Below are 14,947 nucleotides of genomic sequence, written 5' to 3'. Positions count from 1 at the left end.
AATCGAGGCGTGTCGCAAGCTCACCGATTTCCATTAGCCACGCCCGCTCACGCGGGCCAACGAAGAACTTTGAACAATGGCCACTATCCACGTAGACGGCAAAGCGCTCGAAGTCAACGGTGCAGACAACCTGTTACAGGCATGTCTGTCACTCGGCCTCGACATCCCTTATTTCTGCTGGCACCCGGCGCTTGGTAGCGTTGGTGCCTGCCGGCAGTGCGCAGTCAAGCAGTACACCGACGAGAACGACACCCGTGGTCGTATCGTCATGTCCTGCATGACCCCTGCTTCCGACGGCACCTGGATCTCCATCGACGATGAAGAGTCGAAGGCGTTCCGCGCCAGCGTCGTCGAATGGCTGATGACCAACCACCCGCACGACTGCCCGGTGTGCGAGGAAGGCGGTCACTGCCACCTGCAGGACATGACGGTAATGACCGGCCACAACGAGCGCCGCTACCGTTTCACCAAGCGTACCCACCAGAACCAGGACCTCGGCCCGTTCATCGCCCATGAGATGAACCGCTGCATCGCCTGCTACCGCTGCGTGCGCTACTACAAGGACTACGCCGGTGGTACCGACCTGGGCGTCTACGGCGCCCACGACAACGTGTACTTCGGCCGCGTCGAAGACGGCGTGCTGGAAAGCGAGTTCTCCGGCAACCTGACCGAGGTCTGCCCGACCGGCGTATTCACCGACAAGACCCACTCCGAGCGCTACAACCGCAAGTGGGACATGCAGTTCGCCCCAAGCATCTGCCATGGCTGCTCCAGTGGCTGCAACATCAGCCCGGGTGAGCGCTACGGCGAACTGCGCCGTATCGAAAACCGCTTCAACGGTTCGGTCAACCAGTACTTCCTGTGCGACCGCGGCCGCTTCGGCTACGGCTACGTCAACCGCAAGGACCGCCCGCGCCAGCCACAACTGGCCGACGGCACCAAGCTGGGCCTGGACGCCGCCCTGGACAAGGCCGCCGACCTGCTGCGCGGCCGTACCATCGTCGGTATCGGCTCGCCACGCGCCAGCCTCGAAAGCAACTACGGCCTGCGTGAGCTGGTCGGCGCCGAGTACTTCTACTCGGGCATGGAAGCTGGCGAACTGGCCCGCGTACGCCTGGCACTGAACGTGCTGAACAACAGTCCGCTGCCAGTACCGACCCTGCGCGACATCGAAGACCACGACGCCGTGTTCGTGCTCGGTGAAGACCTGACCCAGACCGCTGCCCGCGTTGCCCTGGCCGTACGCCAGGCCACCAAAGGCAAGGCCGAGGCCATGGCCGAAGCGATGAAAGTGCAGCCTTGGCTCGACGCTGCTGTGAAGAACATTGGCCAGCACGCGCTGTACCCACTGTTCATCGCGTCCCTGGCTGAAACCAAGCTGGACGACGTCGCCGAAGAATGCGTCCACGCTGCGCCGGCCGACCTGGCCCGCATCGGTTTCGCCGTGGCCCACGCCATCGACCCGAGCGCCCCTGCCGTCGCCGGCCTGGACGACGAAGCCAAGGCCCTGGCCCAGCGCATCGCCGACGCCCTGGTCGCCGCCAAGCGCCCACTGGTCGTTGCCGGTACGTCGCTGGCCGACCCAGCTCTGATCGAAGCCGCCGCTAACATCGCCAAGGCCCTGAAGCTGCGCGAGAAAAACGGCTCGCTGAGCCTGGTGGTACCTGAGGCCAACAGCCTTGGCCTGGCCATGCTCGGTGGCGAGTCGGTCGATGCCGCGCTGGACGCGGTCATCAGCGGCAAGGCCGATGCCATCGTGGTGCTGGAAAACGACCTGTACGCCCGCGTACCGGCCGCCAAGGTCGATGCAGCCCTGGCTGCGGCCAAGGTGGTGATCGTTGCCGACCACTCCAAAACTGCCACCGTCGACCGCGCCCACCTGGTGCTGCCGGCCGCCTCGTTCGCCGAGGGTGACGGTACCCTGGTCAGCCAGGAAGGCCGTGCCCAGCGCTTCTTCCAGGTGTTCGACCCGCAGTACCTGGACAGCAGCATCCAGATCCACGAAGGCTGGCGCTGGATGCACGCCCTGCGTGCCACCCTGCTGAACAAGCCGGTCGACTGGACCCAGCTGGACCACGTCACCAGCGCCTGCGCCGAAGCCGCTCCGCAACTGGCCGGCATCGTCAACGCCGCGCCAAGCGCTGCGTTCCGCATCAAGGGCATGAAGCTGGCCCGTGAGCCGCTGCGCTACTCCGGCCGCACCGCGATGCGCGCCAACATCAGCGTGCACGAGCCACGCACCCCGCAAGACAAGGACACCGCGTTCGCCTTCTCCATGGAAGGCTACTCGGGTTCGGCCGAACCGCGCCAGCAGGTGCCGTTCGCCTGGTCGCCGGGCTGGAACTCGCCGCAAGCCTGGAACAAGTTCCAGGACGAGGTCGGTGGCCACCTGCGTGCCGGTGACCCGGGCGTGCGCCTGATCGAATCGCAAGGCGACCGCCTGAACTGGTTCAACGCTATTCCGGGTGCCTTCAACCCGGCCCGTGGCACCTGGACTGCCGTGCCGTTCTTCCACCTGTTCGGCAGCGAAGAAAGCTCCTCGCGCGCCGCTCCGGTTCAAGAACGCATCCCGGCTGCCTACGTGGCCCTGGCCAAGTCCGAAGCCGACCGCCTGGGCGTCAACGAGGGTGCCCTGCTGAGCCTGAACGTCGCCGGTGTGGCCCTGCGCCTGCCGCTGCGTATCAATGAAGAGCTGGGCGCAGGCCTGGTCGCGTTGCCGAAAGGCCTGGCTGGCATTCCGCCTGCCATCTTCGGTGCATCCGTCGAAGGTCTGCAGGAGGCAGCACAATGAGCTGGTTCACCCCCGAAGTGATCGATGTGATCCTCACCGTGCTGCGGGCCATCGTGGTCCTGCTGGCGGTGGTGGTCTGCGGCGCGCTGCTCAGCTTCGTCGAGCGGCGCCTGCTGGGCTGGTGGCAGGACCGTTACGGTCCGAACCGCGTTGGCCCGTTCGGCATGTTCCAGATCGCTGCCGACATGCTGAAGATGTTCTTCAAGGAAGACTGGAACCCGCCCTTCGTCGACCGCGTGATCTTCACCCTGGCACCGGTAGTGGCCATGAGCGCCCTGCTGATCGCCTTCGTGGTCATCCCGATCACCCCGACCTGGGGCGTTGCCGACCTGAACATCGGCCTGCTGTTCTTCTTCGCCATGGCCGGCCTGTCGGTCTACGCGGTGCTGTTCGCCGGCTGGTCGTCGAACAACAAGTACGCCTTGCTGGGCAGCTTGCGTGCTTCGGCACAGACCGTGTCGTACGAAGTGTTCCTGGGCCTGGCGCTGATGGGCGTGGTGGTGCAGGTGGGCTCGTTCAACATGCGCGACATCGTTGAGTATCAGGCGCAGAACCTGTGGTTCATCATTCCGCAGTTCTTCGGCTTCTGCACCTTCTTCATCGCTGGCGTCGCCGTGACTCACCGTCACCCGTTCGACCAGCCGGAAGCAGAACAGGAACTGGCCGACGGCTACCACATCGAGTATGCCGGCATGAAGTGGGGCATGTTCTTCGTCGGTGAGTACATCGGCATCATCCTCATCTCGGCGCTGCTGGTAACCCTGTTCTTCGGTGGCTGGCACGGCCCGTTCGGCATCCTGCCGCAACTGTCGTTCCTGTGGTTCGCCCTGAAGACCGCGTTCTTCATCATGCTGTTCATCCTGCTGCGCGCCTCGATCCCGCGCCCACGCTATGACCAGGTGATGGACTTCAGCTGGAAGTTCTGCCTGCCGCTGACCCTGATCAATTTGCTGGTGACCGCTGCGATCGTGCTCTACAACACGCCAGCCGTCGCGGCCCAGTGAGGATTTGACCCATGTTCAAGTATATCGGCGACATCGTTAAGGGCACCGGCACCCAGCTGCGCAGCCTGGCAATGGTGTTCTCCCACGGGTTTCGTAAGCGCGACACCCTGCAGTACCCCGAAGAACCCGTGTACCTGCCGCCGCGTTACCGCGGCCGCATCGTCCTCACCCGCGACCCCGATGGCGAGGAGCGCTGCGTAGCGTGCAACCTCTGCGCGGTGGCCTGCCCGGTCGGCTGCATTTCGCTGCAGAAGGCCGAGACAGAGGACGGCCGCTGGTACCCGGAGTTCTTCCGCATCAACTTCTCGCGTTGCATTTTCTGCGGCCTGTGTGAAGAAGCGTGCCCGACCACCGCGATCCAGCTGACTCCGGATTTCGAAATGGCCGAGTTCAAGCGTCAGGACCTGGTGTACGAGAAAGAAGATCTGCTGATCTCCGGCCCCGGCAAGAACCCTGACTACAACTTCTACCGTGTTGCGGGTATGGCAATCGCTGGCAAGCCGAAGGGCTCTGCACAGAACGAAGCCGAGCCGATCAACGTGAAGAGCTTGCTCCCATAAGGACAGAAAGATGGAATTCGCTTTCTACTTCGCAGCCGGGATCGCCGTGGTCTCCACCCTTCGGGTGGTTACTGGCACCAACCCCGTGCACGCCTTGCTTTACCTGATCATTTCGCTGATTTCCGTGGCCATGATCTTCTTCGCCCTGGGTGCGCCGTTTGCCGGCGCCCTGGAAGTGATCGCCTACGCCGGCGCCATCATGGTGCTGTTCGTGTTCGTGGTGATGATGCTCAACCTCGGGCCGGCTTCGGTCGCCCAGGAACGGGGCTGGCTCAAGCCCGGTATCTGGGCCGGGCCGGTAATCCTCGGCACCCTGCTGCTGGCGGAGCTGCTGTACGTGCTGTTCGTCACCCCGAGTGGCGCCGGCATCAGCGGTACCACCGTGGGCCCGAAAGCCGTGGGCATCAGCCTGTTCGGCCCTTACCTGCTGGTGGTCGAACTGGCGTCGATGCTGCTGCTGGCTGCAGCCGTCACCGCCTTCCACCTGGGCCGCAACGAGGCGAAGGAGTAAATCATGGGTGCTATCCCTCTCGAGCATGGTCTGGCGGTCGCCGGCATCCTGTTCTGCTTAGGTCTGGTTGGCCTGATGGTCCGCCGCAACATCCTCTTCGTGCTCATGAGCCTGGAAGTCATGATGAACGCCTCTGCCCTGGCGTTCGTCGTCGCCGGTGCCCGTTGGGTCCAGCCCGACGGCCAGGTGATGTTCATTCTGGTGATCAGCCTGGCAGCCGCCGAGGCCAGCATTGGCCTGGCCATCCTGCTGCAGCTGTATCGCCGCTTCCACACTCTCGACATCGATGCTGCCAGTGAGATGCGCGGATGAACCTTCTCTTCCTGACTTTCGTCTTTCCCCTCATCGGCTTCCTGCTGCTGTCGTTCTCGCGCGGACGGTTCTCGGAGAACCTGTCCGCCCTGATCGGCGTCGGCTCGGTAGGCCTGTCGGCCGCCACGGCCGCTTACGTCATCTGGCAGTTCAACGTCGCCCCGCCTGAGGGCGGCGCGTACAGCCAGCTGCTGTGGCAGTGGATGTCGGTGGATGGCTTCGCGCCGAACTTCACCCTGTACCTGGACGGCCTGTCGGTCACCATGCTCGGCGTAGTGACCGGTGTCGGTTTCCTGATCCACCTGTTCGCGTCCTGGTACATGCGTGGCGAAGCCGGCTACTCGCGCTTCTTCTCGTACACCAACCTGTTCATCGCCAGCATGCTGTTCCTGATCCTCGGCGATAACCTGCTGTTCATCTACTTCGGCTGGGAAGGCGTGGGCCTGTGCTCGTACCTGTTGATCGGTTTCTACTACAGCAACCGCAACAACGGTAACGCGGCACTCAAGGCATTCATCGTCACCCGTATCGGCGACGTGTTCATGGCCATCGGCCTGTTCATCCTGTTCGCCCAGCTGGGCACGCTGAACGTGCAGGAACTGCTGGTGCTGGCACCGCAGAAGTTCCAGGCTGGCGACACCTGGATGGTTCTGGCAACACTGATGCTGCTGGGTGGCGCGGTGGGTAAATCGGCCCAGCTGCCACTGCAGACCTGGCTGGCCGACGCGATGGCGGGCCCGACCCCGGTTTCGGCACTGATCCACGCCGCTACCATGGTAACCGCGGGCGTGTACCTGATCGCCCGTACCAACGGCCTGTTCCTGCTGGCGCCAGACATCCTGCACCTGGTAGGTGTGGTCGGTGGCGTGACCCTGGTACTGGCCGGCTTCGCCGCGCTGGTACAGACCGACATCAAGCGTATCCTCGCCTACTCGACCATGAGCCAGATCGGCTACATGTTCCTGGCCCTGGGCGTGGGTGCCTGGGACGCGGCAATCTTCCACCTGATGACCCACGCCTTCTTCAAGGCCCTGCTGTTCCTTGCCTCCGGCGCGGTGATCGTTGCCTGCCACCACGAGCAGAACATCTTCAAGATGGGCGGCCTGTGGAAGAAACTGCCGCTGGCCTACGCCAGCTTCGTGGTCGGTGGCGCTGCCCTGGCGGCCCTGCCGATCGTGACCGTGGGCTTCTACTCCAAGGACGAGATCCTCTGGGAAGCCTTCGCCAGCGGCAACACCGGCCTGCTGTATGCCGGCCTGGTTGGCGCGTTCATGACCTCGCTGTACACCTTCCGCCTGATCTTCATCGCCTTCCACGGCGAAGCCAAGACCGAAGCCCACGCGGGCCACGGCATCAGCCACTGGCTGCCGCTGGGCGTGCTGATCGTGCTGTCGACCTTCGTTGGCGCCTGGATCACCCCACCGCTGGCGGGTGTGCTGCCGGAAAGCGCCGGCCATGCCGGTGGCGAAGCCAAGCACGCACTGGAGATCACCTCGGGTGCCATCGCCATCGCCGGTATCCTGCTGGCCGCCCTGCTGTTCCTGGGCAAGCGCCGCTTCGTCAGCGCCGTCGCCAACAGTGGCGTCGGTCGCGTCCTGTCGGCCTGGTGGTTCGCTGCCTGGGGCTTCGACTGGATCTACGACAAGCTTTTCGTCAAACCGTACCTGCTGATCAGCCACATCCTGCGCAAGGACCCGGTTGACCGCACCATCGGCCTGATTCCTCGGATGGCCCGTGGCGGCCACGTTGCCATGAGCAAGACCGAGACTGGCCAACTGCGCTGGTACACCGCCTCTATCGCCGTGGGTGCCGTGCTGGTGCTCGGTGCTGTGGTAGTGGCTGCGGTATGACTATGAATCTTGCGACTTTGCCAAAGGAAACCAACCCGTCATGATTTTGCCTTGGCTGATCCTGATCCCCTTCATCGGCGGCTTCCTGTGCTGGCTGGGTGAGCGCTTCGGCGCCACCCTGCCGCGCTGGATCGCGCTGCTGACCATGTCCCTGCTGCTTGGCATCGGCCTGTGGCTGTGGGGTACCGGCGACTACACCCTTGCGCCCGCCCCGGGCGCCGAACCGGCCTGGGCCCTGGAATACAAAGTCCAGTGGATCCAGCGCTTCGGCATCAGCATCCACCTGGCCCTTGACGGCCTGTCGCTGCTGATGATCCTGCTCACCGGCCTGCTCGGTGTGCTGTCGGTACTGTGTTCCTGGAAAGAGATCCAGCGCCACGTCGGCTTCTTCCACCTCAACCTGATGTGGATCCTCGGCGGCGTGGTCGGTGTGTTCCTGGCCCTGGACCTGTTCCTGTTCTTCTTCTTCTGGGAAATGATGCTGGTGCCGATGTACTTCCTCATCGCGCTCTGGGGTCACAGCTCGGCAGACGGCAAGAAGACCCGGATCTACGCGGCGACCAAGTTCTTCATCTTCACCCAGGCCAGCGGCCTGATCATGCTGGTAGCGATCCTGGGCCTGGTGCTGGTCAACTACAACACCACTGGCGTGCTCACCTTCAACTACAGCGACCTGCTCAAGGCCGAGCTGCCACCCGGTATCGAGTACCTGCTGATGCTGGGCTTCTTCATCGCCTTCGCGGTGAAGCTGCCGGTGGTGCCGTTCCACTCCTGGCTGCCTGACGCTCACGCCCAGGCACCGACCGCAGGTTCGGTGGACCTGGCGGGTATCTTGCTGAAGACTGCAGCCTACGGCCTGCTGCGCTTCGCCCTGCCGCTGTTCCCGAACGCCTCGGCCGAGTTCGCGCCGATCGCCATGACCCTGGGCCTGATCGGTATCTTCTACGGTGCCTTCCTGGCCTTCGCACAAACCGACATCAAGCGCCTGATCGCCTTCTCCAGCGTCTCGCACATGGGCTTCGTGCTGATCGGTATCTACTCCGGCAGCCAGCAGGCCCTGCAAGGTGCAGTGATCCAGATGCTGGCCCACGGCCTTTCGGCTGCGGCGCTGTTCATCCTGTCCGGTCAGCTGTACGAGCGCCTGCACACCCGTGACATGCGTCAGATGGGTGGCCTGTGGCACCGCATCGCTTACCTGCCGGCCATCAGCCTGTTCTTCGCAGCGGCATCGCTGGGCCTGCCAGGCACCGGCAACTTCGTCGGCGAGTTCCTGATCCTGATCGGCAGCTTCGTGCACGTACCATGGATCACCGTGATTGCCACCACCGGCCTGGTGTTCGGTTCGGTGTACTCGCTGATCATGATCCACCGCGCCTACTTTGGCCCGGCCAAGGCCGACACCGTGCTGGCCGGCATGGACGGTCGCGAACTGATCATGGTTCTGGGTCTGGCGGTATTGCTGATCCTACTGGGCGTGTATCCGCAGCCGTTCCTCGACACCTCTGCCGCCACCATGAGTGGTGTGCAGCAGTGGCTCGGATCCGCTTTCACTCAACTCGCTTCGGCCCGGTAAGAGCGCTATGGAATTCACCACTCAACACTTCATCGCATTGGCGCCGATGCTGATCACCACCATCACCACGGTGGTGGTGATGCTGGCGATCGCCTGGAAGCGCAACCACTCGCAGACCTTCCTGCTGTCCACCGTGGGGCTGAACCTGGCCCTGCTGTCGATCTTGCCGGCGCTGAAGGTCGCGCCGCTGGCAGTCACCTCGCTGATCACCATCGACAAGTTCGCCTGCCTGTACATGGCGATCATCCTTATAGCGACGCTGGCCTGCGTCACCCTCGCCCACGCCTACCTCGGCGAAGGCTCCAAGGGTTTCCCGGGCAACCGTGAAGAACTGTACCTGTTGCTGCTGATGTCGGCCCTCGGTGGCCTGGTGCTGGTCAGCGCCAACCACCTGGCGGGCCTGTTCATCGGCCTGGAGCTGCTGTCGGTACCGGTTTACGGCCTGGTGGCATATGCCTTCTTCAACAAGCGATCGCTGGAAGCCGGTATCAAGTACATGGTGCTGTCGGCCGCAGGCTCGGCTTTCCTGCTGTTCGGCATGGCCCTGCTGTACGCCGACGCCGGCAGCCTGAGCTTCGACCAGATCGGCAAGGCCCTGGCTACCACCAGCATGCCAAGCCTGGTGGCCCAGCTGGGCCTGGGCATGATGCTGGTCGGCCTGGCCTTCAAGCTGTCGCTGGTACCGTTCCATCTGTGGACCCCGGACGTGTACGAAGGCGCTCCGGCGCCGGTCGCCGCGTTCCTGGCAACCGCCAGCAAGGTGGCAGTATTCGCCGTTGTCGTACGCCTGTTCATGCTCTCCCCTGCTGCCAGCAGCGGCGTGCTCAGCACCGTACTGGCGGTGATTGCCGTAGCCTCGATCCTGATTGGCAACCTGCTGGCGCTGACCCAGAGCAACCTCAAGCGTCTGCTGGGTTACTCGTCCATCGCCCACTTCGGTTACCTGGTCATCGCGTTGGTCGCCAGCAAGGGCCTGGCCCTGGAAGCCATGGGCGTGTACCTGGTCACCTACGTGATCACCAGCCTGGGCGCCTTCGGCGTCATCACCCTGATGTCCTCGCCATACGGTGGCCGTGACGCCGATGCACTGTACGAGTACCGTGGCCTGTTCTGGCGCCGCCCGTACCTGACTGCGGTACTGACCGTGATGATGCTGTCGCTGGCAGGTATCCCGCTGACCGCCGGCTTCATCGGCAAGTTCTACATCATCGCTACCGGCGTCGAATCGCACCTGTGGTGGCTGGTCGGTGCGCTGGTGATCGGTAGCGCCATCGGCGTTTACTACTACCTGCGCGTCATGGTTACCCTGTACCTGGTCGAGCCGAACCTGCGCCGTCACGACGCCCCGCTGAAGTGGGAACAACGCACCGGCGGCGTCATGCTGCTGGCTATCGCCATTCTCGCTTTCGTACTTGGCGTGTACCCGCAGCCCCTGCTGGACCTGGTTCAGCAAGCGGGCCTGCAACTGATCGGTTGATCACCCCGGCAGCCCCAGTAACAGAAAACACCCCGCCTAGGCGGGGTGTTTTTTTATCTGCACCTTTTGTTACCTGCTCCCAATGGTGCCTCACTCACTCGGGCTGCCTTGGCCTGCACCCGGCAAAGCGGCCTTGCGCAAATCACCATTGGCCGAAGGCAGGTACACTTCCGGGTTGGGCATGCCGCTGGGAGAAAGTTCATGGGTCATTTCGAATTCAGCGCGTACTGACCATCCACACGCCTCGGTGGTGCATTGCAAATAAGCGATTCGCAGGAAAATATGGCGCCCTTCGCTAGTACGTATACGCATCCGGCTGTGGCAATGCGGGCAAACCAGCTTGTAAGTACTCACGGCAAGTACCTGCTAGCATTGCCCAGGCTAGCCTGTGTGTCAGTATTGGCTGCAACTGTGGGTGTATTCTTCAATTTGGTGGTTCTCACTGCAGAAGTGCTCCTTAAAACGCAGGGCTGTATTCATAACGAGTAGTTTAAGCCCATGGAATATCATTAAACCAGTCATGGATATTTGTTATGAGTACTCACGGACTTGCTGCGGTGCTCACGCGCCTTAAGCTTCTCACTGATGCACAAACTGATGCCGAGTTGTCACGTGCGCTGTCGGTCAGCCCGCAAACGCTGAGCAGCTGGAAGGTTCGCGAAAGCATTCCTTACTCACTTTGCATAGACATTGCCAAAAAGTATGCATGCTCACTGGACTGGCTATTGCTGGGCCAAGCCGAGCACAACGCCGCCGCCCCAAGTGATGCGGGCTGGGAGTGCGACATGCTCGAACGGCTACGCACGCTCTCGCCCAGCGATCGTCAGGCCATCCTGCTGCTTATCAAGGACAAGCAGCGCATCCAGCAGTTGGAACAGCAACTGAGTGAGCTCGGCGGCGCAGCCAGAGCCTAACCTCGACGGCGCCAGCGCTGGATAAGTTCGCGTGGGTCGAGTGTATCCAGCCAGACCATGACCTTGAGGCTGATGGGGATCACCACCACAGCGGCCACGAATGCCGCCATGCCCCGGCTCAGCAAAGGCACCAATGACGAAACCAGTGGCTCGAACAAATGGCCCACGCCCACGGTCACGAATAGCAGCAGCAGTTTCTTGGCCAGTGTCAGGCGCCTGGCCTCACTCGTGATCAATCGATCGCGTGCCGCGCTCACCAACAATGCTCCCAGTAGCGCGGCGAACAGCACATCGCCATCCACACCCAGGAACGCCACCAATGCTGGGGCCAGGCTGTCGAAAACAGATACCTCAGGCATGGGCCTGCCCTCCGCGCGGAACAGGCAGGCAGGTGGTTGAACCCAGGCTATACATGACCGCCGCTTCGACAAAACGGATGTAGCACACCCGCAAGGCACGCCCATGATCATGCCCGGCTACATCATCGAGGCGCTTGTAACCCCGCTCTCGCAGTACTGACCGCCAGCGGGCGAATTCGCGTGCTGCCTCGATAGCAGCGCAGCGCGCGGCCACTTCCAAAGCAGCTTCACTGACAGACCGCGGCAGTTGCAGGTGCTCCCGCAACCTGCACAAATCCACCCGCGGCCAGAACGGGTCATGGCAATCGGCAAAGCGCGGTAGCCGAGGATCGTTGCTCATGCGCTACCCCCTTACTGCTCGGCCAGCATGCCGTAGCGAATGGCCTTGATCACAGCGGCCACCCGGGTAGGCACTTCAAATTTGCGCAGGATGTTGGACACGTGAAAATTCACCGTCGACTCCTTGCATTCAAGGATCTGGCCGATCTCCCAAGAGCTCTTGCCATAAGCACACCACAACAGCACTTGCTGTTCACGTGGCGTTAGACGAACCGGGGCGTCCGCCAAGGGTTGCTGCGAGTGTCGAGCGTTGTCAGTCATGTTTGAACTCCACGGGTGATTGAGCGGGGCATCACTGCCTACCTGCAGTCACCTTACGAAGCGCAGGCCACCCGCCTCCACCGCCGGGGTTTGTAAAGAACTTTCATACAAGACCGCGTGACGAAGGATGTGCACGATTTGCCGACTTTCTGCGTGCTCCAAGCCGCATTTCGCTCGTCTCAACGCCGTTGTCCATTCGCCTTTCGCCTGGAGTCGTACAATGCGTTCCGATTTACCCCTCTCATCCTGCCTCGCTCTGCTGGCGGCCCTGACTGCCACCCAGCCCGCGCTGGGGGCATCCGCGGTCGAATTGGGCCGGGTGCTGATCACCGATGAGGAGCAGAACGAGCTGACGGCAGCCGGCGAGCGCCTGCGTGAAGTACCGGGAGCCAGCAACCTGGTAGACATGCAGCGCGTGGGGCAAGGTCGCGTGGCCAGCAACCAGGACGTGCTGGCCTACCAGCCTGGGGTGTTCGCCCAATCGGCAGGCAACGATGGCATCAAGCTGTCGATACGCGGCTCGGGCATCAACCGTGCACCGGGGGCGCATGGTTCTGGCGTATACACGATGTTCGACGGCCTGCCGCTGACCGGCCCGGGCGGCACGCCTTACGAGTTGTTCGAACCGCTGTGGCTGAGCCGTGCCGAAGTGCTGCGTGGCGCCAATGGCTTTGACCAAGGCGCCCTGGCCCTGGGCGGCGCGATCAACTATGTCACCCACACCGGCTACGACGCGCCTGCACTGCAAGTGCGCTACGAGGTCGGCAGCCGCGGCTACCAGCACCGGCACATCAGTTCGGGCCAGGTGCTGGGCGATCTCGACTATTACGTGGCCCTGACCGATTCGGAATACGACGGCTACCAGGCGCACAGCAGTGGCAGCGCCAAGGGCATTGCCGCCAATGTCGGTTACCGCTTCAACCCCAACCTGGAAACCCGCTTCTACCTGCGCTACCGGGAAACTGAAAACGAACTGCCCGGGCGCCTGACCAAAGACCAGATCAAGCACCACCCGCGCGCGGCCAACCCCTCTTATCTGGCCCGCGACGACAGCCGCCCGCAGCCAGGCAGCACCTGGGTGGGTAACAAGACCACCTTCTACCTCGACGACGAGGCGCGCCTGGAAGCCGGCCTGGTCTATCACGACTACCCGATGGACCTGCGCGAGGGCCCCATGCGCCTTAAGGTCGCCTACACCGATGTCAGCGGCACACTGAACTATTTCCGCCGCGACACCCTGTTCGGCCGTGAGAGCAAGACCACCGTCGGCTGGCGTACCACCAAGCACCTGCCCAACAGCGGCGCTTCGCAATTTACCCGCAATGGCGATGTGTTCGGCGAGCGCACCCGTGACTTCACCTACCAGGGCTCGGACACCGTGCTGCATGTCGGCAACGACCTGGAACTGGTCCCCAACCTGTGGCTGAGCACCGGCCTGGCCATGATCTACACGCGCCGCGAAAGTGACGTGACCTACCCCGCCGAAGGCGGCAAGGTGAGCATGCATGACTGGGACTATGCACCCCGCCTGGGCCTGCGCTACGACATTCGCCCGGACTTGCAGGTGTACGGCAACCTGAGCCGCTCGGTAGAGCCGCCCCATCCCTGGGCCCTGATCTGGAGTGCGCCCACAGCGAACCAACCGATCGAAATGCAAAACCAGACCGCCACCACACTGGAATTGGGCACACGCGGCGAATCGGCATTGGGGCATTGGGACCTAGCGTGGTACTACTCGCAGGTTCGCCATGAATTGCTGGCGGTGGAAATCGTGCAAGGCGCCCCGGCCAAGGAATTCAACGCCAGCGCTACCGTGCACCAAGGCGTGGAAGCCGGCCTCGATAGCACCCTGTGGGAGCGCGCGGGCACTGGCAAGCTGAGCGTGCGCCAGGCCTACACCTTCAGCGACTTCCACTACCGTGATGACGACAGGTTTGGCGACAACCGTCTGCCCGGTATCCCCATGCACTACTACCAGGCCGAGCTGCGCTATGACTGGCCGAGCGGCTTCTATGCCGGGGTCAACACGCAAATGACCTCGAAGGTGCAAGTGGACTACGCCAACAGCTACCACGCGGATGAATATGCCTTGCTCGGCGCGCGCGTTGGCTGGGACTCACCGAAACAGGACTGGCAGACCTGGCTGGATCTGCGCAACCTGACCAACCAGCGCTATGCAGCGACCGTGACGCCGGCCTACAACGACGCAGGCAAGGACAATGCCCGTTCGACACCGGGCGAAGGGTTTGGCGTATACGCCGGGGTTGCCTACAGCTTCCGCTGACGGGTAGGAGCGGGTTTACCCGCGAATGCGTCGGCAAATTCAATGACGCATTCGCGGGTAAAACCGCTCCTACGGGGGGGCGCTGCACAGCATGATTCGGGGTTCAGACCGCCCTGTTCAACTTCACCCATGAAGCAAACTTGTCGACAAACGCCTGCAAGAACGGTCGCGTCTTGTCGTTGAGCTTGCCCGAATCCTCGAACAGGCTCGCCGCGCCGCCAATGTAAGCCTCGGGCATCTGCATGCAGGGCATGTCGAGAAACACCAACGACTGGCGCACCGCATGGTTGGCGCCAAAGCCCCCAATAGCCCCCGGCGACACACTCACCACCGCCGTCGGCTTGCCGCTCCAGGCACTTTGCCCGTAAGGACGCGAGCCCACATCAATGGCATTTTTCAGGCAGCCCGGCACCGAGCGGTTGTATTCCGGGGTGACGAACAGCACCGCATCACTGCGGCGGATCTCATCGCGAAAACGCTTCCAGGTCTCCGGTGGCGCCTCGGCTTCGATATCTTCGTTGTACAGCGGCAAGTCGCCAATCTCGACAATTCTCAGGGCAAGGCTGGACGGCGCCAGCTCCGAAAGTGCGCGGGCGACCTTGCGGTTGTAGGACTCCTTGCGCAAGCTACCGACGACAACTGCTACCGAATACACTTGGCTCATGGCAATTCCAACCTTTGCGGGGTAAAGAGACGTTGTAGTTATAGATGA

General features: G+C 62.7%; 15 protein-coding genes. 10 read left to right on the top strand and 5 right to left on the bottom strand.

The genetic code is table 11. The annotated features are described in order from the left end of the window. Positions 1-76 precede the first annotated feature (76 nt). Genes nuoG through nuoN form a run of 8 tightly spaced genes read left to right on the top strand, consistent with a single transcriptional unit; the run spans position 77 to position 10,078 of the window. On the top strand, positions 77-2,791 hold the full coding sequence (nuoG, locus tag GST84_08840; GenBank protein ID XGB12466.1) for an NADH-quinone oxidoreductase subunit NuoG: 2,715 nt from the start codon (positions 77-79) through the stop codon (positions 2,789-2,791). Then, positions 2,788-3,795 carry an NADH-quinone oxidoreductase subunit NuoH gene (gene nuoH, locus GST84_08835; GenBank protein ID XGB12465.1) on the top strand — a complete coding sequence of 336 codons (1,008 nt, stop codon included), beginning with the start codon at positions 2,788-2,790 and terminating at the stop codon, positions 3,793-3,795. The genes nuoG and nuoH overlap by 4 nt, the downstream gene beginning before the upstream one ends. Before the next feature lie 11 nt (positions 3,796-3,806). Continuing rightward, positions 3,807-4,355, top strand: a complete 549-nt coding sequence (gene nuoI / locus GST84_08830) for an NADH-quinone oxidoreductase subunit NuoI (GenBank protein ID XGB12464.1) — start codon at positions 3,807-3,809, stop codon at positions 4,353-4,355. A 10-nt stretch (positions 4,356-4,365) separates the two neighbouring features. Next, positions 4,366-4,866 carry an NADH-quinone oxidoreductase subunit J gene (nuoJ, locus tag GST84_08825; GenBank protein ID XGB12463.1) on the top strand — a complete coding sequence of 167 codons (501 nt, stop codon included), beginning with the start codon at positions 4,366-4,368 and terminating at the stop codon, positions 4,864-4,866. 3 nt (positions 4,867-4,869) lie between these two features. Continuing rightward, positions 4,870-5,178: an NADH-quinone oxidoreductase subunit NuoK gene (nuoK, locus tag GST84_08820; GenBank protein XGB12462.1), complete on the top strand. Its 309-nt coding sequence runs from the start codon at positions 4,870-4,872 to the stop codon at positions 5,176-5,178. After that, positions 5,175-7,028: an NADH-quinone oxidoreductase subunit L gene (gene nuoL, locus GST84_08815; protein ID XGB12461.1), complete on the top strand. Its 1,854-nt coding sequence runs from the start codon at positions 5,175-5,177 to the stop codon at positions 7,026-7,028. The genes nuoK and nuoL overlap by 4 nt, the downstream gene beginning before the upstream one ends. A 40-nt stretch (positions 7,029-7,068) precedes the next feature. Further along, positions 7,069-8,601, top strand: coding sequence for an NADH-quinone oxidoreductase subunit M (nuoM, locus tag GST84_08810; GenBank protein XGB12460.1), 1,533 nt, complete (start codon positions 7,069-7,071; stop codon positions 8,599-8,601). Between the two features lie 7 nt (positions 8,602-8,608). Then, the gene (gene nuoN / locus GST84_08805) at positions 8,609-10,078 is read left to right on the top strand and encodes an NADH-quinone oxidoreductase subunit NuoN (protein ID XGB12459.1); all 1,470 of its coding nucleotides are present in this window, start codon (positions 8,609-8,611) and stop codon (positions 10,076-10,078) included. Positions 10,079-10,168: 90 nt separating this feature from the next. Here nuoN and GST84_08800 read toward each other — a convergent pair whose 3' ends face one another. Then, on the bottom strand, positions 10,169-10,432 hold the full coding sequence (locus GST84_08800) for a transcriptional regulator (GenBank protein XGB12458.1): 264 nt from the start codon (positions 10,430-10,432) through the stop codon (positions 10,169-10,171). A gap of 179 nt (positions 10,433-10,611) precedes the next feature. Here GST84_08800 and GST84_08795 point away from each other — a divergent pair, with 179 nt between their 5' ends. Beyond that, positions 10,612-10,992, top strand: a complete 381-nt coding sequence (locus tag GST84_08795) for a transcriptional regulator (protein ID XGB12457.1) — start codon at positions 10,612-10,614, stop codon at positions 10,990-10,992. On the opposite strand, the gene GST84_08790 is transcribed toward GST84_08795, so the two are convergent. Genes GST84_08790 through GST84_08780 form a run of 3 tightly spaced genes read right to left on the bottom strand, consistent with a single transcriptional unit; the run spans position 10,989 to position 11,951 of the window. Next, positions 10,989-11,351, bottom strand: a complete 363-nt coding sequence (locus GST84_08790; protein ID XGB12456.1) for a hypothetical protein — start codon at positions 11,349-11,351, stop codon at positions 10,989-10,991. The genes GST84_08795 and GST84_08790 overlap by 4 nt on opposite strands. Next, positions 11,344-11,691, bottom strand: coding sequence for a head completion/stabilization protein (locus tag GST84_08785; protein ID XGB12455.1), 348 nt, complete (start codon positions 11,689-11,691; stop codon positions 11,344-11,346). Before GST84_08785 ends, GST84_08790 begins: the two co-directional genes overlap by 8 nt. A gap of 11 nt (positions 11,692-11,702) precedes the next feature. Further along, entirely contained in the window at positions 11,703-11,951 is a 249-nt protein-coding gene (locus GST84_08780; protein ID XGB12454.1) for a helix-turn-helix transcriptional regulator, read from the bottom strand. Positions 11,952-12,171: 220 nt separating this feature from the next. Here GST84_08780 and GST84_08775 point away from each other — a divergent pair, with 220 nt between their 5' ends. After that, entirely contained in the window at positions 12,172-14,235 is a 2,064-nt protein-coding gene (locus GST84_08775) for a TonB-dependent receptor (protein ID XGB12453.1), read from the top strand. 103 nt (positions 14,236-14,338) lie between these two features. Here GST84_08775 and chrR read toward each other — a convergent pair whose 3' ends face one another. Further along, complete coding sequence (gene chrR / locus GST84_08770) at positions 14,339-14,899, bottom strand: class I chromate reductase ChrR (protein ID XGB12452.1); 561 nt, start codon at positions 14,897-14,899, stop codon at positions 14,339-14,341. Positions 14,900-14,947 lie beyond the last annotated feature (48 nt).

It is taken from the genome of Pseudomonas putida (assembly GCA_041879295.1).
Lineage (GTDB): Bacteria > Pseudomonadota > Gammaproteobacteria > Pseudomonadales > Pseudomonadaceae > Aquipseudomonas > Aquipseudomonas putida_Y.
This window is presented reverse-complemented; position numbering and strand designations above follow the sequence as displayed.